Here is a 19,225-nt window from a genome sequence, read left to right as displayed (position 1 = left end):
ACCACCGCGAAGCCGCGTCCGGCCTCGCCGGCGCGGGCGGCCTCGATGGTGGCGTTGAGCGCGAGCAGGTTGGTCTGGCCGGCGATCGCATTGATCAGCTCGACGACGTCGCCGATCCGCGCGGCGGCCTTGGCGAGCTCGGCGACGTTGTCGTTGGTCTTGCGCGCCTGCGCCAGCGCCTCGTTGGCGATGCGCGCGGAGTCCTGCACCTGGCGGCTGATCTCGTTGACCGATGAGCTCATCTCCTCGGCAGCCGCGGCGACCGAGTGCACGTTGGTCGAGGCTTCCTCGGACGCCTGGGTGACGACGGTGGCGAGCTCCAGCGAGCGGCCGGCGGTCGTCGTCAGCGACGAGGCCGAACGCTCCAGATCGGCCGACGCCGACGACACGATGCCGACGACCTCGCCGATCGCCATCTCGAACTCGCGCGTGAAGCGCTCGACACGCTGGCCGCGCTCGATCTTGGCCTGCGCGTCGGCCGCGGCCGCCTGCTCGGCGCGCTTCTTCTCCAGCAGCGCCTCCTTGAAGGTCTGCAGCGAGCCGGTCATCGCGGCGATCTCGTCGTCGCGATCGATCACCGGAATCGCCACGTCGTCATGGCCGGCCGCCATCTCGCCGATCAGGCCGGTCAGGGTCACGATCGGGTTGATCACGCGGCGGCGCAGCAGCAGGGTGACGAACACGAGAATGCCGGCGAGCGCCGCGACCACCGCCGTCGCCAGCGCGAGCATCAGATAGGCAGCATCGCGCGCCGCGACGGCGCGGTCGCGCGCCTCGGCGATCGCGGCGTCGCGCACGACGAAGAACTTCTGCACGGCCGGGACGACCGCCTCGGCCAGGCTGTCGGCGGTGAGTGTGTAGTTGAGATCGCCGAGCCCGGCTGCGAGGTCCTTGTCGATGATCGGAACGGCGCGCCCGAAATAGGCGTCACGGGCCTCCTTGAACGCCGCGAGCAGCCGCTCCGGATTGCCGAGCTGGTCGATGCCGGCATCCAGGCGCTCGCGGTCGGCTTCGGTGCGGCCCTGGGCGCGGTCCATTGCCGCCTTCTCGGCCGGAGCGACGGCGCGGCGGGCGCTGAGCGCCGGCGACAGCGCGGCAGCCCGGCCGCCGGCGGTCACGCGCAGGTCCTGCGCGGTGCGGGCGACGTCGAGCAGCGTCGTCAGCGACGCGTCGGCATTGGCGACGCGGTTCTGCAGCTGGTTCAGGATCGGCTCGATCGCCAGGGCGACCTGGGTGACCCCGGGGAGAAAGCTCTTAATGACGGCCGGATCGCGCGCGTTCAGCGGCGCGGTCAGCGTGGGGTCCACCTTGGCGAGGATCTCGTTCAGCTTGGACGAGGCCTGGTCCAGGCTGCGTGTGATCGCCTCGCTGTTGGAGACGTTCGCCAGCTGCGCGCGCGCCCTGGCGAAGGATGCCTCGGCCGATTGCCTGATCTTGCGCACGCCTTCGAGCTGCGCGGGCGTCGCGGGCGAATCCTGGAATATGGGCGTGATGTAGGGGGCGCGATGGCCGACCACGTCCTGCGCGTAGAGCAGCACGGCGCCGAACGCCTCGACCGTCTTGATCGCCTCGGCCTTGTTGCTGACAGCCCTGACCTGCTCGATCACGACTTGAGCAGAAGGGAGGACGGCCAAAGCCGTCACCGACAGCATGGAAATTGCGAAAAGTCGGCCGATCTTCATTATTGCCCCCGGATTGCGCGGGCTCACGCTAGGTTCCGTATGATTAAGGTTGCGCTTAATTCGACCCCCGTAGTTCCACGGAGACGTCGCGCGCCCTCGATCGGAGACACGGCACCGGACCGGACATCCCGCCCCGCTCGAAGAATGTCCTGACGCGCGGCGACGACTTGGGGTTGAGGCCAGCTCGGGAAATTTTGGACGGCCCTACAGATCGAAATTCGTCGGCAGCATCACGACGTCGCGGATGGTCATGCCGCGCGGACGGGTCAGCATGAACATGATCACCTCGGCGACCTCCGAGGGCTCCAGCAGGCTGCCGGACTCGCGCGCCTCCTTCAGCTTCTCGGCCGGCCAGTCGGCGATCAGCGCGGTGACCACCGGGCCGGGCGAGATCGCGCCGACGCGGATGCCGTGCTTGAACACCTGGCGCCGCACCGTCTGCACGAAGCAGTCGATTGCCCATTTCGACGACGCATAGACCGGCTCCCACGGCGTCGGGTAATGCGCCGCGAGCGAGCTGGTCACGATGATGTCGCCCGACCCGCGCGCGATCATGTGCGGGAGAACGTCGCGCACATTCTTCATGACGACATTGACGTTGAGGTTCAGCATGCGGTCGATCGCGTCGGTCCTGGCGTCGACGAGATCGCCGCCGAGATAGCTGCCGGCATTGGCGTGGAGGATGTCGAGCCGTCCGGCCGCATCGAGGACGCGCGGCAGAAGGGTGGCGCAATCAGCGGGATCGAGCAGGTCGATCACGACGGGGATCACGGCGTCGCCTTGGGTCTCGCGCAGCTTCGCCAGCGCCGCGGCGTCGCGATCGATCATGACGACGCGCGCGCCGGCCGCCAGCATCGCCGCGCTGCTGGCCAGGCCGATGCCCGACGCCGCGCCGGTGACCACCGCCACCTTGCCTTCGAGTTCCCTGCCCATCGTCTCCTCCTTGTCCGGCCAGACTACAGCAAACCGCGCCGCGTTGCCGCACTCCGTTGGACCCATCGCGATCCCCACGCGTTGCATCCCGGCCGCCAGCATCACCCATGAAGAGCCCGATGGAGACGATCGAAGCCTATCTCGCCCGCAAGCATCAGGAGCTGCAGCTCCTGAATTGCTGCCTGCGGAGACCGCATGCGCTGCCGGCGCCGCGCTCGGTGATGGAGGTCATCCGGCGCAAGTTTCAGCTCACGGCCGCGCTGAAGGCCGAGCACGCGCTCAGCGACTGGACCGCGACAGAGACGGCCTGGGCGGATGCGGACGATCATCGCGCCGGCCCGTTCGCCTTCAGCTACGACTATCAGCGCGCCGATCTCGACGTGCGCGGGCCGTCGTTCTACGCGGCGGGCGAGAGCCGCCATGACACCATCTACACCATCTCCGGCATGGCGGCGATCGCGGCACTGCTGCTGGCGACGCGGCCCGTTCTCGGCACGGCGGACCTCTTGATGCTGCCGGGCTCCTATGGCGAGACGCAGGAGCTGGTCGCGGCGCATGCGCGGCATCTGCGCCCGGTGACGCTGACCCGCGACCTGGCCGCCGCGCTGGCGCAGCGCTCGCCCGCGCCGCGGCTGCTGCTGATCGATTCCAGCGCGACCGCGCCGCGCTTCGAAGCCGTGCTGGGTTGCGACCGCCCGGCGATCGATCTCCTGATCTTCGACACCACCTGCTTTGCCAACGGCTCCGGCCGCATTCGCCGCGTGCTGGCCTGGACGCGGCGCTGGGACGTGCCGGTCGTGATGGTGCGCAGCCACACCAAGCTCGACTCGCTCGGCGCTGAATATGGCCGGCTCGGCTCGGTCGCTTTCGCCGATTGGAGCAAGGCCGGCGCCGCGGGCCGCATTGTGCTTCGGGCGCTGCCGGACGAGACGCGCAACGCCGTCAGGCTGCTCGGCGGCGCGGCGCTGCCGGCGCATTTCCCGCCTTACGTCGGCCTGCCGGCCTATCGCGAGCTGACCGCGCGACGCGTGGCCGCCATCCTGCGCAACAGCCGGCGGGCGCGGCGCCACTTCGCGACCACGCTGCGCGGCCTGACCGCGGAGCTCGACTTCGCGCACGGCCTCTACGTCACGCTCGCCGGTCGCGCGCCGCTCGACGAGGCCACCGCCCGGCAAGCCGCAACCGCCATGAGTGATGATCTCCGGCGCGCCGGGCTGCCGATCCGCCACGCCGGCAGCTTCGGCTTCGATTTCGCTGCGACGGAATGGTTTCACGACGCCACCACGGATCGCTACAGCGTGCGCGTCGCCGTGCCTGATCTGCCGACCGCGATCTGGGACGAGCTGACGGAGGCCATCGCCGCGTGGTGGTCCGCACATCCCGGGCGATCCGCCGCGGCGTGAGCGCTGCGCCATGGCAGGCGCGTTGCTCCCTCAACGGCAGACGATTTCGATGTCACACGCGGCACGTCGTGCTCGGCGGTCTTGGCGCCACCGCACTCAGCGCCCTGGCACCGCGCCTCGCTTTGCCGCAAGGGATTTGAAGCAAGGGATTTGGAGCGACGCCTTCGCACCGCGCGCAAGCGGCTGGACCCGCTTCGCGAGGAGGACCGACAGCCCATCCCCTCACAGCCATCCGCGCCGGCGGAACTGCCAATACAGCACGCTGCACACGGTGGCGATGAAGCCCAGTACGGCATAGTAGCCGTATTGCCATTTCAGCTCCGGCATGTGCTCGAAGTTCATGCCGTAGATGCCGGCCACCGCCGTCGGCACGGCGAGGATGGCGGCCCACGCCGCCAGCCGCCGCGCGATGTCGGTCTGTTGCGCCTGGCCGGCCATCATGCTGGCCTCGAACACGAAGGCGAGGATCTCGCGCAGGGAATCCGCATCCTCCTCGGCGCGCTTGGCGTGGTCGAGCACGTCGCGAAACAACGGCGCCATCTCGGCATCGATCGCGACGTTGTCGACATGCTCGAGCCGCTTGCAGACGTCGACCACGGGGCCGACGGCGCGGCGCAGCCGCAGCAGGTCGCGCCGCAGGCGATACAGCCGGTCGACCTCGTGGCGCGCCAGCGGCCGCTGCAGCACCACCTCCTCCAGCGTCTCGACCTCCGCCATGATGCTCTCGGTCACCGGCCGGTAGTTGTCGACGATGAAGTCGAGGATCGCATAGAGGATGTAGTCCTCGCCCTTGGCGAGCGAGCCCGGGCAGCTCTCGCAGCGCTCGCGCACCGCGCCATAGGAGGTCGAGGCGCCGTGGCGCACCGAGACCACGAAGCCGGGGCCGACGAAGATGTGGGTCTCGCCGAACACGATGTGCTCCTTGACGAGCTGCGCGGTGCGGGCGACGACGAACAGCGCATCGCCGTAGCGCTCGACCTTGGGCTGCTGATGCGCCTTCGACGCATCCTCGATCGCGAGCTCGTGCAGGCCGAACTGGTCCGCCACGCGCTGCAGGAGCGCCGCGTCGGGCTCGTGCAGCCCGATCCACACCACGTGGCCGGGCCGCTTGCTCCAGGCGCCGGCGTCCTCGATCTGAATGTCGGCGACGCGGCGGCCATTGGCATAGGCACCGGCTGCGACCACGCCCAGTTCCCGTGGCTCACCGCGGGGCTGAAGGACTGGCGCATCGGCCGGTGTCTGCACCGTGACGTGACGCATGGTTGGATCTCCGCTCTCCAGCCCGACTTTCGATGCGAGGAGTCGCCTGGTCAAGCGTCGCATCAGGTCACGCCGGTCGGGCCGTCGAGCAATTGCCTGACGCGGCGGACCAGATCGGTGCGGCGGTACGGCTTGTTGATGATCTCGAACTCGCCGATGTTGGCGTCGGCGCGCTCGACCGCGGCATCGGAATAGCCGGTCGTCAGGAGCACCTTCAATTTCGGCTGGCGCTTGCGCGCCTCGCGCGCCAGCACGGTGCCGTTCATGCCGCCGGGCATCACGAGATCGGTGAACAGCAGATCGAAGCGGACCTCCGAATCCAGCAGCTCGAGCGCGGCATGCGCATTGGCCGCGACCTCGGTGCGATAGCCGAAATCCTCCAGGATCGAGCGCGCCAGCTCGGCGACTTCATGGCGGTCCTCGACGATCAGGATGCGTTCGCTGCCGGTGCGGTCCATCGCCATCTGCGGCCGGATCGACGGCGCAGCGATCGCCTGCTCGGTCGCCGGAAACAGCAGCTGCACAGTCGTGCCCTGCCCGACCTCGCTGTAGATATAGGTGCTGCCGCCGGACTGGCGGGTGAAGCCGTAGACCATGGCGAGGCCGAGCCCGGTGCCCTTGCCCTCCTCCTTGGTGGTGAAGAACGGCTCGGCGACCCGCGCGAGAATGTGGTGCGGAATGCCGACGCCGTCGTCGGACACTTTCAGCGCGACATAGCGCCCGCCCTTGGGCACGCCGAACTGCACGATGTCCTCCTCCGCGATCTCCTTGTTCTCGGTGCGGATGGTCAACGTGCCGCCATGCGGCATCGCATCGCGTGCGTTGACGAACAGATTGAGCAGCGCGACCTCCGCCTGGGTCTGGTCGACGCGGCTGTTCCACAGGCCGGGCTGCGCCTTGACGACGATGCGCACGCTGTCACCGAGCGTGTGGCGCGCCATCTGCACCATGGTCTCGATCATGTTGTTGAGGTTGATCGGCCGGCTGTCGAGCCGCTGCTTGCGCGCGAACGACAGCAGCTGCTGGGTGAGGGTCGCGGCGCGGTTGGCGGCCGAGCGGATGTTCTCGACGGCGCGGCGGTGCCGCGGGGCAAGTTCGCTGACGGCGCCCTGCAGCGTCTCGGTGTAGCCGATGATGACCTGCAGGATGTTGTTGAAGTCGTGCGCGATGCCGCCGGTGAGCTGGCCGATCGCCTCCATCTTCTGCGACTGCACCAGCGCGCTCTCGGCATCGCGCCGGCGCGACACGTCGAGCTGCGAGCCGAAATAATACACCAGCTCGCCGTCGCGGTTGTAGACCGGGCTGACGAACAGCGCATTCCAGAACGCCGCACCGTTCTTGCGATAATTGAGGATCTCCACCGCAATGTCCTGGCGGTTGGCGATCGCGGTGCGGATCGCCGCGATGGTGTCGCGGTCGGTGTCCGGCCCCTGCAGGAAACGGCAATTGGCTCCGACGATCTCGGACAGCGCGTAGCCGGTCATCTCCAGGAACGCCCGGTTGGCGAACAGGATCGGATTGTCAGGCTGGCGCGGATCGGTGACGATCATCGGCATCCGCGTGGTCTCGACGGCCGCGAAGAAGATGTCGTGGCGCTCAGACGACAGATCGGATGCATCGCCGCTGTCGACAATCGCGCGATCGCGCTGCGGCCCGTGTTCCAACATGCTTCCTTGCTCCGCCTTCCATCGCCATGACATGCAGGGTCGCGCCGGCACCGGCGTGAGTTGTGCAACGCCTCCTTCGATATGCCGCTGGATGGGATCGGGTTCCCGCAGGCCTGCTTGCGCGCGGAATAACGGACACAGGACTCACGAAAATGCGACGCGGCGGCGCGGGAACGAATCCGGCGGATACGGAAATACCCGCGCCGAGGGGCCGCGGCCTACGTCACCGGGCAAAACAACCACGTCGACGGCGGGCTGGTGCGCAGCCGGTGAGGCGGTGCATCGCCGTCAGAACATCTCGAAATATTCGCGCTGCTCCCAGTCGGAGACCTCCGCCTGGAAGCGCTCGAGCTCGGCGTTCTTGATGAAGGTGTAGTAGTCAACGAAGGTCGAACCGAACGCCTGGCGGAAGAACGCGTCATCCTTCAGCGCATCGACGGCCTCGCGCAGCGATTTCGGCAGCAGGCTCGCCTTGGTCTCATAGGGCACATCGGCCGACGGTCCCGGCTCGAGCTTGCGGTCGATGCCGTCGAGGCCGGCTGCGATCTGCGACGCCATGTAGAGATAGGGATTGGCGGCGGGCTCGCCGATGCGGTTCTCCAGGCGCGTGGCGCGATCGCCGGGGCCGCCGAGCACGCGGATCATGACGCCTCTGTTGTCGCGGCCCCAGATGGCACGGTCCGGCGCCAGCGAATAGGCGCGGTAGCGCCGGTAGCCGTTGATCGTCGGCGTCGAAAACAGCGCCGAGGCGCGCGCATGCGCGAGCAGACCCGCCATGTAGTGGCGGCCGAGCGCGGACAGACCTTCGGCATCCTCCGTCATGAAGGCGTTGCCGCCGTCGCGCGCCACCAGCGACTGGTGCAGATGCCAGCCCGACGACATCACGTTGGGGATGCGCGGCCGGCACATGAAGGTGGCGTGATAGCCGTGGCGCTGGCAGATCTGCTTCACGGCGCTGCGGAACAGCACCATCGTATCTGCGGGCGCGAGCCCGAGCGCCGGCTGCAGCACGAATTCGCACTGGCTCGGGCCATATTCGAGCTCGATCGAGCGCAATGGCAGGCCGAGCGCGACGAGATTGGCCCTGATGATCTCGAGCGCCGGCTCCATCTGATCGAAGCGCTGCTCGGTGAGATATTGATAGCCCTGGGTCAGCAGGCTGACCGTCGGCGGCACGCCGGGCTGACCGGGCGAGCCGGCATCACCGGGCGCGAGCCTGGGATCCTCGACCTTGAAGATGTGGCACTCGACCTCGAGGCCGGCCATGAACTGATAGCCACGCTGTTCGAGCGTCGCCAATGCCGACCGGTAGAGATTGCGCGTGGCGAACGGGACCGGCGCACCGTTGGCGAAGTACAGATCACAGAGCACCCAGCCGGTGCCGGACGCCCAGGGCAGGACGCGGAACGTGGTGGGATCGGCGACCATCAGTGCATCGCTGCCGCCCTGCATCTCGGCCATGCCGAAGCCACCGCCGGCGGTGAACACCGGAAACACGGTGCGATGCGAGGTGTCCTTGGCGAGCAGGGTCGTCGTGATCGAGCAGCCGTCCTCGAGCGAGGACAACGCAGCATCGACAGTCAGCGTCTTGCCGCGCAGGATGCCGTGCTGGTCCGGGAACGAGAAGCGGATGGTGGTGAGGCCGTGCTCCTCGGCGAGGCGGCGCATGCGCACTGCGGCCTCGGCCTGCTCGGCGGTCCACAACTGATGCTTGGCGACGAAACTCAACGATGGCTCCTGATGAGGATGACTGATTGCGCAATCGAGTCCGCGGCGGTGCGGCTGGCTCGGTCCCGACCTCTCCTCGCCTGCGGCCAAGTCACCGCATGTAGAGATCGGAGTTTAGCACCCGTCTGTCTCCACGTCGTCATGGCCGGGCTTGTCCCACGGCTGTCCGGTTCAGCTTCCGCATATTGCGAGGCTCAACTGTTGTGGGTTTTTGGCAAGTTGGGGTGGCCCCGTGAGCAATTGATCGATGGGGCGGCGATGCATGAGGTTGGTGCGGACCAATCTGGCAAAGACCAAGGGGCTTTGGATTGCCTTCTGAAGGTCTTGCGCGAGGCGAAGCAAGAGGAAGGCGATCAGGGCAACGGCGATCTGGATACGAACGGCGTTCTCAGAAGTCCCGAGGAACCTGGTGATCTTGAGGGTCTGCTTGACCCAACGAAAGAACAACTCGATGGCCCAGCGGCGACGATAGAGGTCGGCGATCTCTTGAGCGCTGGCATCGAGGTCGTTCGACAGGATGCGCAGGATCTTTCCCGTTTCCAAGGTGACGCGCACTTCGCGCACCGCAGTCTGCATTGGATTGCGGCGGCTGTAGGCTTGGCGTTGTGGAAGGAAGCCGATGCGGTCGGAGAGGATGTTGCCATCCGCGATGACAGGCAACTCCTCCACGACCCGCAGCGGCGTATTGGATTTGAACCGGGTCACGATTCGACAACCGGCGGCGTCCAGTTGAGCCCACCAAGCATATTCATAATAGCCGAGATCGAAGACGTAGGTTGCTCCCGGCTCGATGGGCATCTGATGCGCTGCAGTATTGTCGTTGACGTTGGCTCCGCTGATTGCCGCATAAATCGGCCGGTCGGCGTCGGCATCATAGATCACATGCACCTTGGCACCGCAGACACCGGTAGAGAACCGTGCCCAGCCAGCGCTGGCTTCTGTCAGCCGTACGCTGGTCGAATCAATCAAATACGTCGTCTCGGCAAGCTTGCGGCGTAACCGGCGATGGGCCTGCTTCATCATGATGGCCAACAGGGCGGCAAACATCTCCGCAGGCCGATTCATATTGGCGTCCGCGAAAGTCGAGCGGCGGACAGGGCCCCCACCCAGGTGATAAAGCCGCGCGGTGTGGCTCGACAGCCCGGTGACAATCTCACGCAGACTGGAAGCCCCCGAAAGCTGACCGTACAGCAGCGCCACAAATTGGTCTTTGGTGGAAAGCCGTCGAATCCGCGCGTCCGTGCCATGCTCGTCCACAAGCGCCTCGAAGCGATGCCAGGGGACCAACTTCAGAATGTCTCGGAATACTGTATTCTGATGCGGCATGGCGGGACCTTCCTGGTGTGTCTCGAACATTTGGCGATGCTCAAGACCGCAGAAGAATCCACGCCATGCACCATGTCCAGTCTGTCTGAACCGGACAGCCGTGGGCTTGTCCCGGCCATCCACGTCGTTCGGCATCCTGAGGACGGCGTGGATGCCCGGGACGAGCCCGGGCATGACGGAGTGAATAATTGACAAGGCTGCTCGTCGCGACGGCCCCCAATCAAATGCCCGCTCACGCCAGCCATCACTCCGCAGCGCTCAGATGCGGCGCGAGACGCACGATATCGGCCGGCACCGGCGGGGCCCAGGGGGCGTTGCGGCGGCGGCGGACGTCGACTTCCATCCAGTAGGTCTCCCAGCCGCGGGTCGGGCCGATGCCGTCCATCGTCGCCGGGCCCTGCACGCTGCGGGCCCCGGCGGCATCGAGGAACAGCATCGGCGGTTCGCCGCTCGCGACCTTCTCGATCTGCTCGCGCAGCAGCCGACGATATTGGATGATCGCCTTGTCGGATTGGCCCAGATGCTCGCGGGTGCGGTCCTGGATCCGGCCCATCGACTCCACCGCCCACTGGTCGTGCACGTTGATGTCGTTGCCCATGCCGGTGTAGGTCGCGGTCGCCTGCTCCCGTGGATCGAAGCCGTAATCGTTGCTCTTGTTCTTGCGCGACCGATAGTCCGGCAGCTCATAGAGCTCGAGCCGCTGCGCCCGCATCTTCGCCCGATCCACCGGCGCGCCATAGCTGGTGAAGATCGCGTACCAGTAGCAGGTCTCGTCGTCGACCGGCACGTGCCACTGCGTGATCGTCATCTCCGTGCTCATCGGAATCACGAAGGCATGCGGGAACAGCTGATTGGTGACACGGACATGGGTGCGTTCGGCATCGATCTCACGCAGTGCGATGATGCGCAGGCCGTATTCGGTACGCTCGACATTGATGATCGGACGATCGTACTCGCGCAGCACCTTGGTCATCGGCAGCTCGCTGTCGGCGGAGGCACCGCGGAACTGCTTGCCATAAGCGGTCGACGTATCCTCGTCCTCGAAGAAGCGGTGCAGGAACGAGGCATGCGCGGGGTCGATGCCGACCTCCAGCGCCTGCAGCCAATTGCACTCGATCAGGCCCTTGAAGGCGAAGGTGTAGGCGTCGGGCGCGGTGAAGCAGTCGAGATCGGGAAACGCCGGGGCTGCACCATCGCCGAGCCAGGCCCAGAGGATGCCTCCCTTCTCGATCACGGGATAGGCGCGCTGCTTGACGTTCTTGCACAACGGCGAGCCGGCCGGTTCGGCCGGCGTCTCCCGACAATTGCCGTCAGCGTCGAACAGCCAGCCATGGAAGGCGCAACGCAACCCGCCGTTCTCCAGCCGTCCGAAGGCGAGATCTGCGCCGCGATGCGGACAATCGCGATCAAGTAGTCCGTAGCGGCCCTGCGCATCCTTGAAGAGCACGAAGTCCTGACCGAGCAGCTTCACCGCGCGCACCGGGCGCTCGCCCGCGAGCTCATCGACCAGTGCGGCCGGCTGCCAGTACATCCTCATTAGTTTACCGGCGGGCGCGCCGGGTCCGACGCGCGTGATCAGGTCGTTCTGCTCCTGGCTCATCATGATGGCCGTCTCTCCTGTTCCGTCGCAAGTCGGGCGTTGAGCGTCACGCGATCATCTAATAATGTTCGCTAGACGAACACATGTTCGCCCAGATTAGATTCGCTTTAAGTGGGGAGAAGCGCAAGTGAAAAAGCTACAACCGAAGCCGAGGGGCCAACGGACTGCAGCTTCACTGCGGCCGAAAACAACAACAGCGGATCATGTCAGGCCGATGCCGAAACTGAAGCGCACTGATGAGGAGAAGAAGCAGGCTCGGGGCGACGGTCCCGAGTTCGTGGAAGCGCTCGATCGCGGCCTGCGGGTGATACAAGCCTTCAGCCGCGAGGGCCGGCCGATGACGCTGAGCAAGGCGGCGGAACTCACCGGCCTCGCCCGCGCCACGGTGCGACGGATTCTGCTGACCCTGAAAGCCTCCGGCTTCGTCCATGGGGACGACCGGCTGTTCTCGCTGACGCCGCGCGTGCTGCTGCTGGCCTCCAGCTATCTCGCCTCCAACCAGGTCAACAGCGTGATGCAGCCGTTGATGGACAGCACGGCCGGCGAGGCCCGCGAGGTCTGCTCTCTCGCCGTCCTCGACGGCGACCAGGTCGTGTTCATCGCGCGCGCGACGCCGGCGCGCATGTTCTCCACCGGCCTCGAGATCGGCTATCGGCTGCCGGCGTTCTGCACGTCGGTCGGCCGCGTGTTGCTGAGCCGGATGCCGGACGATCAGTTGCGCCAGGCCGTCGAGCGCATGACGCTGACCGAGATGACGCCGCAGACGATCACCGACAAGGACGCGTTGATCGCGTCGGTCACGGCCGTTCGGGACGACGGCTATTCGCTCGTCGACGGCGAGGCGGAGGAGGGTTTCCGCTCGATTTCCGTGCCGATTCGCCGCTATGACGGCGGCATCATCGCCGCCGCCAACATCGGCGGCCACGTCGATCGCATCGGCGTCGACGAGATGAAGGAGCGCTTCCTGCCGCTGCTGAAGAAGCTCGCCGCCACGGCGCAGCCACTGCTCGTCTGATCCTTCGACAAGAGGCACCGGGCTCGGCTGCAGCCGTGCCGGCTCGTGCTCGCGCATTGGGCCACAGCACCTTAAGCTTCGCATCGACCTCGCTGCCGCGAGTGCCACTGTTTCATCCGGCAGCGACGTCGCCGGACGCGTCCTCGCTGCTGCCGAGCGAGCAGTCGTCTCTCGTTCCATCAACAGCGTCGGCCCGCGCTGCTCCGGCAAGAGCTAGACTTCGCGCGGATATGTTTCCTCCGGGTGCGACGATCGCTCCGATGTCATCGCCGACAGCCCGGTGCTATCAATTCATCGCCGCGACGGAACGAGAGCGCCGGGCGTCAACAGCCACGTGAAGTTACCAGCCGCTCGAACTAATCGTTGTGGTCGCAGGCCTTGCGACGCCGGGCCCCACGCCCATTACGTGATATTATCGTGACGCCCGACCTCGTTTGCCACGATTGACGATCCATCCAGGTATCATCGCGCTGCATGCGATGGTGGCATGATCCGGAGCGGAAGTAGTTAGACCCCTTCCTCGCGCGCGAATTGCGGACGACGCCACCAGATTGCCGCGAATGACGCCGTAATCACGAAAGCCAGAGGCGCCGCGGCCCAAGCAGCATCGCGTGCGCCCCGATCACAGCGATCATCCGGCTGGCCATCCACTGTCGCGAAGAGGCGCAGGATGAGCCAGGACAAGGCTGGGGACGAGGTCGTCGCCCTGGGACGCCGGGCGCGAGCCGCAGCACATCGTTGGACATTGGCCGCCTCTCGCGCGTAAATGGCATTCCGGGCGGACGACACCCGGACATGCAGGTGAACGCCGTTTCCGGGGGGAAGACCCATGACTGATGCGCTGCCGCTCGTGCTGGTGCCTGGCCTGATCTCGTCGCCCCGCATCTATGCGCCGGTGATCCCGGCGCTGTGGCGGCTCGGGCCGGTGATGGTGGCGAACCACGTCCGCGACGACAGCATGGCCGCGATCGCGCGCCGCATCCTCTCCGAGGCGCCGCCGCGCTTCGCGCTCGCGGGACATTCGATGGGCGGCTACATCGCGCTCGAGATCATGCGCCAGGCGCCGGAGCGCGTGGGTCGGCTGGCGCTGATCAACACCCAGGCGCGGCCCGACACGCCGGAGGCGAGCGCCCGCCGCCGCACCATGATCACCCGCGCCAAGGAGGGCGACTACCACGGCGTTGTCGACGAGCTGTTCTCCGGCTTCGTCCATCCGTCGCGCCAGGATGATCCGCGGCTGCGCCAGCTCGTGCACGACATGGCCGAGGAGGTCGGCGTCATCGGCTTCATCCGACAGTTGACGGCGATCATGTCGCGCCCGGATTCGCGGCCGACCTTGACCGCGATCCGCTGTCCGACCCTGGTGCTGACCAGCGACACCGACAACACCATCCCGAACAGCCTGTCGAAGGAGATGGCCGACGGCATCGACGGCAGCTGGCTGGTGGTGCTCGAGAATTGCGGCCACCTGCCGCAACCCGAGCAGCCGGAGGAGACGGCGCAGGCGCTGATGGAGTGGCTGCGGGGATAGCTTCACCAGTGGAGGCCTGCCGGCTAGCGGGCCGTCAGCTGGCCATTGAAAGCTGCGAAGATATCTCGAACTTTCGACGCGCGCTCCTGATCATCATCATCCCACAGGCCGAGGTCCAGCACCATGCGGCCATTCTGATCGGCACGCCTCACGCCCCCGCTCTTGAGCGCATCGAGTTGGATCGCCGCCGATCGGCTGTCCGGGCACACGAGAACGATAAAGGGAATCGGAAGCTCCGCGACCTTGAAGGCCGCGACCGTCTGCACCTCCGAATGTCGGAAGCTATGCCGTACGGCGTAGGGCGAGACCTTGATGCCATTCCGCTCAAAATGGTCGGCAAGCGCGACGATCTCGGCAGGGATCGGATCGATCGGTCGGATGAAGCTGCGATAGGCCCACTCACCCGAATAGGCCAGCGCGACGAGCAAAATAAGGACGATGGTGGCTCGCATCATCGGCTTCTGACGAGAGCCATCAACGTTGCACCTTCAGCCCATCCACGAACACATCCAGCAGCCGCAGCACGCTCTGCTGCCAGCCGGTCTGGTCGTGCATGTAGCACATGCCGATCAGCGCGCGCAGGACGTCGTCGGCGCTGATGTCGCCGCGAATCTCGCCGGCGTCGACGGCGCGGGCGAGCAGCGCGCCGATCGAGCGGGTGAGATGGCCGTGCGAATAGGCGGCGAGCTCGGAGTTCGCGGTCATGACGATCGCGAGCGCCGCCATCATGCCCTTCTTGGTGGCGACGAACTGCACCGTCGAGCGCAGCCAGCGCCGGAGCGCCTCGACCGCCGACGGCTCGGTCTTGAGCTCTTCCGCCAGCTCGGCGAGCTGCTCGACCTCGCGCCGGTACACCGCCTCGAACAGATCCTCGCGGGTGGGGAAATGGCGATACAGCGTGCCGATGCCGACGCCGGCCTGGCGCGCCACCGCTTCCAGGCTCGCCTCGGCGCCGCCGACGCTGAACACCGCCTTGGCCGCCTCCAGCACACGCTCGCGATTGCGCTGCGCGTCCGCGCGCGGCTTGCGATGGCGGTCTTGTGGTTTCGTCTCCATCTCACCAGCTCTTGATGACGGACCGTTCATGTCCTCTTGCTAAACGGAGGAACCCTCCGTATAAATAGACCTGCCACCCGGGACAGCCAACCTTCCTCAGCTCGTCGTCCCGCGGTCGCTGGATCTGGACGGACCACCGCCCGTAAGGCGGTGCCCGCTGCGATCCGATTAGGCCATCGCTTCGATCGGAACAACGCATGAATTGGACTGTCAGACTCACCGTCAACGGTGAGCCGCGAACCCTTGCGCTCGACGACCCCCGCGTCACGCTGCTGGACCTGCTGCGCGAGCGCCTCCATCTCACCGGCACCAAGAAAGGCTGCGACCGCGGCCAGTGCGGCGCCTGCACCGTCCTGATCGACGGGCGCCGTATCAACGCCTGCCTGACGCTCGCGCTCAGCCTCGACGGCGCCGCCGTCACCACCATCGAGGGGCTCGCCAACGGAGACCAGCTGCACCCGGTGCAGGAGGCCTTCATCGCCCACGACGCCCTGCAATGCGGCTTCTGCACGCCCGGCCAAATCATGAGCGCGGTCGGCCTCATCAACGAAGGCCAGGCCGGGAGCGATCCGGAGCGCGTGCGCGAAGGCATGAGCGGCAATCTGTGCCGCTGCAGCGCCTATGTCGGCATCGTCGAGGCCGTGCTCGACGCCCAGGCGACGCTCACCGAGGACAAGGAGCGCGCGGCATGAACCGGTTCGACTACGTGAAGCCGTCGACGGTCGCGGAGGCGATCGCAGCGGCCAGCGCGCCCGGCGCGGCCTATCTCGCTTCGGGCACCAACCTGCTCGACCTGATGAAGGGCAATGTCGTGCGGCCGGCGCGGCTGGTCGACATCTCCCAGATCAAGGAGCTGACGCGCATCGAGACGTCAGGCAATGGCGACGTCCGGATCGGCGCGCTGGTGCGCAATGCGGACCTTGCCCATGACGCAGCCTTCGCGCGCGACTTCCCGGCGGTCGCCGAGGCGCTGCTGTCGGGCGCGTCGGCGCAGCTGCGCAATGCGGCCAGCGTCGGCGGCAATCTGCTGCAGCGGACACGCTGCGCCTATTTCTACGACACGGCGTCCGCCTGCAACAAGCGCACGCCGGGCGCAGGCTGCGACGCGCGCGGCGGCGACACCCATCAGCACGCCGTGCTCGGCTGGAGCGAGGCCTGCATCGCCACCAATCCCTCGGACTTCTGCGTGCCGCTCGCCGCGCTCGATGCGATCGTCGAGATCGAAGGCGGCTCCGGCCGGCGCGAGGTCGCGCTGGAGGCGCTGCATCTGCTGCCCGGCACCACGCCGGAGCGCGAGAGCGTGCTCGCGCCGGGCGAGATGATCGTCGCGGTCCGGCTGCCCGCGACCGCGCGCGCGTTCGCCGGGCATGCACGCTATCTGAAGGTGCGCGAGCGCAATTCCTACGCCTTCGCCGTCGTCTCCGCCGCGGCCGGTCTCGTGATCGAGAACGGCACCATCACGCACGCACGTCTGGCGCTCGGCGGCGTCGCCGCCAAGCCGTGGCGCGCCCACCAGGCCGAAGCGCTGCTCACGGGCCAGCCGGCCACGCCGCACACATTCCAGCACGCTGCCGAGATCGCGCTGCGCGATGCAAAGCCATCCGGTGACAACGCCCACAAGATCCCGCTCGCGCGCAGCCTGATCATGCGCGCGCTGGCCGCCGCAGCCGAGGGCACGCCGTCGCGCGTGCCGGCGCTGCCGGCCTCTCCCTTCTCCGCCGTTCCAGGAGCACTTCATGACGCCTGAGCTCAATCCCTCCCGCGATCCCGCCCATGTCAGACACGGCTCCAACGTCGGCCAGCCGCTGTCCCGCGTCGATGGCCGCGCCAAGGTCACCGGCACCGCGCGCTACGCCGCCGACAACAATCCGCCCGGCCTGCTCTATGCCGTGCTCGCGGTCTCCAGCATCGCGCGCGGCCGTGTCGTCGCGCTCGATGTCGAAGCCGCCAAGGCGCATCCCGGCGTCGTCGAGGTGATGACCTCCGCCAACCGGCCGCCGCTGCATGCCGATCCCGACGGCAAGCCGAACCCGTTCGCGTTCCGCTTCGAGGCGCTGCAGAACGACCGTGTGCGCTACGCCAACCAGCCGATCGCGCTGGTCATTGCCGAAAGCCTGGAAGCCGCGACCGAGGGCGCCGCGCTGCTGTCGCCGCGCTACGAGGCCGAGCCGGCCCGCATCGGTCTCGATGCCGCTGACGCCTATGTGCCGCCTGTCGTCGGCATGGGGTTTCCCGCCGAGAGCCATCACGGCGATATCGAGGCCGCGCTGGCGGGCAGCGACAAGCAGATCACCGCGATCTACGAGACTCCGCCGCATTATCACAACGCGATGGAGCCGCACGCGATCGTCGCCGAGTGGCAGGGCGACAGGCTCATCATCGACACACCGACCCAGGGCCTGGTGATGATGCGCGGCCGCCTGGCCGAGCTGTTCGGCATCGCGCCGGACAACATCCTGATCCGCAGCCCCTATCTCGGCGGCGGCTTCGGCGGCAAGGGCCTGATGGCCGGCCCGCAGGTGCTCGGCATCCTCGCCGCGAAGATGGTCGGCCGGCCGGTGAAGCTGGTGGCGCGCCGCGAGCAGCTCTACGGCCCGTTCGGCCATCGCTCGCCGACCCGGCAGACGCTGCAGCTCGGCGCCAGCAACACCGGACAATTGTCGGCGATCCGTCACCACGCGAGGATCGCAACCTCGAGCTTCGAGGACTTCTATGAAGCCGCGGCGCATGTGACGCACACGCTGTACGCCGCGCCGGCGATCGCGACGACCTACGACGCGGTACGCATGGACACCGGCACGCCGCTGTTCGTGCGCGCCCCCGGCATCGCGCCGGGATCGATCGCGCTGGAGAGCGCGGTCGACGAGATGGCCGAAGCCTGCGGCCTCGATCCGCTGGCATTTCGCGTCAAGAACTACGCCGAGGTCGAGCCGGCCACCGGCAAGCCGTTCTCGTCGAAGGCGCTGCGCGAGTGCTACACGCAAGGCGCGGAGAAGTTCGGCTGGTGGGATCGGCCGCTGAAGCCGCGGATGATGCGCGACAGAGACGGCTTCCTGGTCGGCTGGGGCATGGGCACCGCGACGTTCCATGCGCTGATGTTTGCAGGCCAGGCCCGCGCGGTGATCCGGCGCGACGGCACCGGCGTGGTCGAGAGCGGCGCGCACGACATGGGCCAGGGCGCCTGGACCGCGTTCGCGCAGGTCGCGGCGGATTCTCTCGCGCTCGAGCTCGATCAGGTGACGTTCAAGGCCGGCACCTCCGACCTGCCGGATGCCGGCATCGCCGGCGGCTCGGCACATACCGCGACCGTCGGCACGGCGATCCACAATGCCGGCGCCGCCGTCATCGCCAGGCTCGCGGAGCTCGCGACCTCCGATCAGCATTCGCCGCTGTTCGGCGCCGGCAATGCCGGCGTGATCGCGCGCAACGGCCGGCTGCTCCGGCGCGACGACGAGGGCCGCGGCGAGAGCTATGCCGACATCCTCGCACGCGCCGGCCTCGACGAGGTCGAGGGCTCCGGCAGCGGCATGCCCGACCCTGCCGCCAACGAGCAATACGCGATGCATTCACATGGCGCGGTCTTCGCGGAGGTGAAGGTCGATCCCGATCTCGGCCAGGCCCGGGTGACTCGCATGGTCGGCGCATTCGCGGCAGGGCGGATCATCAACCCGAAGCTGGTGAAGAGCCAGCTCGTCGGCGGCATGATCTGGGGCATCTCGCTGGCGCTGCACGAGGAGGCGGTCACCGACCGCCGCACCGGCCGCATCATGAACGCCAATCTCGGCGAGTATCATGTGCCGGTGAGCGCCGACGTGCCGGCGATCGAGGCGTTCACGGTCGAGGAGCACGATCCGTTCGTCAATCCGCTCGGCATCAAGGGCGTCGGCGAGATCGGCATCACCGGCTCGGCCGGCGCAGTCGCCAATGCGGTGGCGCATGCGACCGGCATCCGCATCAGGCGGTTTCCGGTGCGGATCAGCGATCTGGTCTCGCGTCAATGACGTGAGCGCGGCAACGAAACCCG

Annotated in this window: 15 protein-coding genes; 6 read left to right on the top strand and 9 right to left on the bottom strand. The window is 67.3% G+C overall.

The window, feature by feature from the left end; genetic code table 11:
• Both ACQR1F_RS31745 and ACQR1F_RS31740 read right to left on the bottom strand, forming a co-directional pair.
• Window positions 1-1,682: methyl-accepting chemotaxis protein (locus ACQR1F_RS31745; RefSeq protein ID WP_434914527.1), on the bottom strand; the 1,682-nt coding region annotated here is incomplete at its 3' end.
• 204 nt (window positions 1,683-1,886) lie between these two features.
• Window positions 1,887-2,615 (bottom strand): SDR family oxidoreductase, encoded by a 729-nt coding sequence (locus ACQR1F_RS31740; RefSeq protein ID WP_434914526.1) that lies wholly within the window; start codon window positions 2,613-2,615, stop codon window positions 1,887-1,889.
• A gap of 119 nt (window positions 2,616-2,734) precedes the next feature.
• Here ACQR1F_RS31740 and ACQR1F_RS31735 point away from each other — a divergent pair, with 119 nt between their 5' ends.
• The gene (locus ACQR1F_RS31735) at window positions 2,735-4,018 is read left to right on the top strand and encodes a hypothetical protein (RefSeq protein ID WP_434874807.1); all 1,284 of its coding nucleotides are present in this window, start codon (window positions 2,735-2,737) and stop codon (window positions 4,016-4,018) included.
• A 222-nt stretch (window positions 4,019-4,240) separates the two neighbouring features.
• Here ACQR1F_RS31735 and ACQR1F_RS31730 read toward each other — a convergent pair whose 3' ends face one another.
• The 5 genes from ACQR1F_RS31730 to ACQR1F_RS31710 all read right to left on the bottom strand — a co-directional run bounded on the left by ACQR1F_RS31730 (window position 4,241) and on the right by ACQR1F_RS31710 (window position 11,602).
• Window positions 4,241-5,278 (bottom strand): magnesium and cobalt transport protein CorA, encoded by a 1,038-nt coding sequence (locus tag ACQR1F_RS31730; protein WP_316218225.1) that lies wholly within the window; start codon window positions 5,276-5,278, stop codon window positions 4,241-4,243.
• 62 nt (window positions 5,279-5,340) lie between these two features.
• Complete coding sequence (locus ACQR1F_RS31725) at window positions 5,341-6,945, bottom strand: hybrid sensor histidine kinase/response regulator (RefSeq protein WP_315801498.1); 1,605 nt, start codon at window positions 6,943-6,945, stop codon at window positions 5,341-5,343.
• Between the two features lie 288 nt (window positions 6,946-7,233).
• Entirely contained in the window at window positions 7,234-8,673 is a 1,440-nt protein-coding gene (locus ACQR1F_RS31720) for a glutamine synthetase family protein (RefSeq protein ID WP_315801499.1), read from the bottom strand.
• 171 nt (window positions 8,674-8,844) lie between these two features.
• Window positions 8,845-9,999, bottom strand: a complete 1,155-nt coding sequence (locus tag ACQR1F_RS31715; protein WP_315800429.1) for an IS4 family transposase — start codon at window positions 9,997-9,999, stop codon at window positions 8,845-8,847.
• 244 nt (window positions 10,000-10,243) lie between these two features.
• A complete protein-coding gene (locus ACQR1F_RS31710; protein WP_434914525.1) occupies window positions 10,244-11,602 on the bottom strand; it encodes a Rieske 2Fe-2S domain-containing protein in 1,359 nt (452 codons plus the stop codon).
• Window positions 11,603-11,813: 211 nt separating this feature from the next.
• Here ACQR1F_RS31710 and ACQR1F_RS31705 point away from each other — a divergent pair, with 211 nt between their 5' ends.
• Together ACQR1F_RS31705 and ACQR1F_RS31700 are read left to right on the top strand one after the other, a co-directional pair.
• Window positions 11,814-12,614, top strand: a complete 801-nt coding sequence (locus ACQR1F_RS31705; protein ID WP_315801501.1) for an IclR family transcriptional regulator domain-containing protein — start codon at window positions 11,814-11,816, stop codon at window positions 12,612-12,614.
• An 829-nt stretch (window positions 12,615-13,443) separates the two neighbouring features.
• The gene (locus ACQR1F_RS31700; protein ID WP_316182227.1) at window positions 13,444-14,145 is read left to right on the top strand and encodes an alpha/beta fold hydrolase; all 702 of its coding nucleotides are present in this window, start codon (window positions 13,444-13,446) and stop codon (window positions 14,143-14,145) included.
• A 23-nt stretch (window positions 14,146-14,168) separates the two neighbouring features.
• Here ACQR1F_RS31700 and ACQR1F_RS31695 read toward each other — a convergent pair whose 3' ends face one another.
• Together ACQR1F_RS31695 and ACQR1F_RS31690 are read right to left on the bottom strand one after the other, a co-directional pair.
• Window positions 14,169-14,597, bottom strand: a complete 429-nt coding sequence (locus ACQR1F_RS31695; RefSeq protein WP_434848188.1) for a hypothetical protein — start codon at window positions 14,595-14,597, stop codon at window positions 14,169-14,171.
• Window positions 14,598-14,619: 22 nt separating this feature from the next.
• A complete protein-coding gene (locus tag ACQR1F_RS31690; protein ID WP_434914523.1) occupies window positions 14,620-15,201 on the bottom strand; it encodes a TetR/AcrR family transcriptional regulator in 582 nt (193 codons plus the stop codon).
• Between the two features lie 197 nt (window positions 15,202-15,398).
• Between ACQR1F_RS31690 and ACQR1F_RS31685 the strand changes: the two genes are divergently transcribed.
• From ACQR1F_RS31685 to ACQR1F_RS31675, 3 genes are read left to right on the top strand one after another with little or no spacing between them, the layout of a single operon-like run.
• Window positions 15,399-15,893 carry a (2Fe-2S)-binding protein gene (locus ACQR1F_RS31685; protein WP_434874802.1) on the top strand — a complete coding sequence of 165 codons (495 nt, stop codon included), beginning with the start codon at window positions 15,399-15,401 and terminating at the stop codon, window positions 15,891-15,893.
• Entirely contained in the window at window positions 15,890-16,948 is a 1,059-nt protein-coding gene (locus tag ACQR1F_RS31680) for an FAD binding domain-containing protein (RefSeq protein ID WP_434914522.1), read from the top strand. The genes ACQR1F_RS31685 and ACQR1F_RS31680 overlap by 4 nt, the downstream gene beginning before the upstream one ends.
• Window positions 16,938-19,202 (top strand): xanthine dehydrogenase family protein molybdopterin-binding subunit, encoded by a 2,265-nt coding sequence (locus ACQR1F_RS31675; RefSeq protein ID WP_434914521.1) that lies wholly within the window; start codon window positions 16,938-16,940, stop codon window positions 19,200-19,202. The genes ACQR1F_RS31680 and ACQR1F_RS31675 overlap by 11 nt, the downstream gene beginning before the upstream one ends.
• Window positions 19,203-19,225 lie beyond the last annotated feature (23 nt).

The sequence above is a fragment of the Bradyrhizobium sp. HKCCYLS3013 genome (genome assembly GCF_051167615.1).
Taxonomy (GTDB): domain Bacteria; phylum Pseudomonadota; class Alphaproteobacteria; order Rhizobiales; family Xanthobacteraceae; genus Bradyrhizobium.
This window is presented reverse-complemented; position numbering and strand designations above follow the sequence as displayed.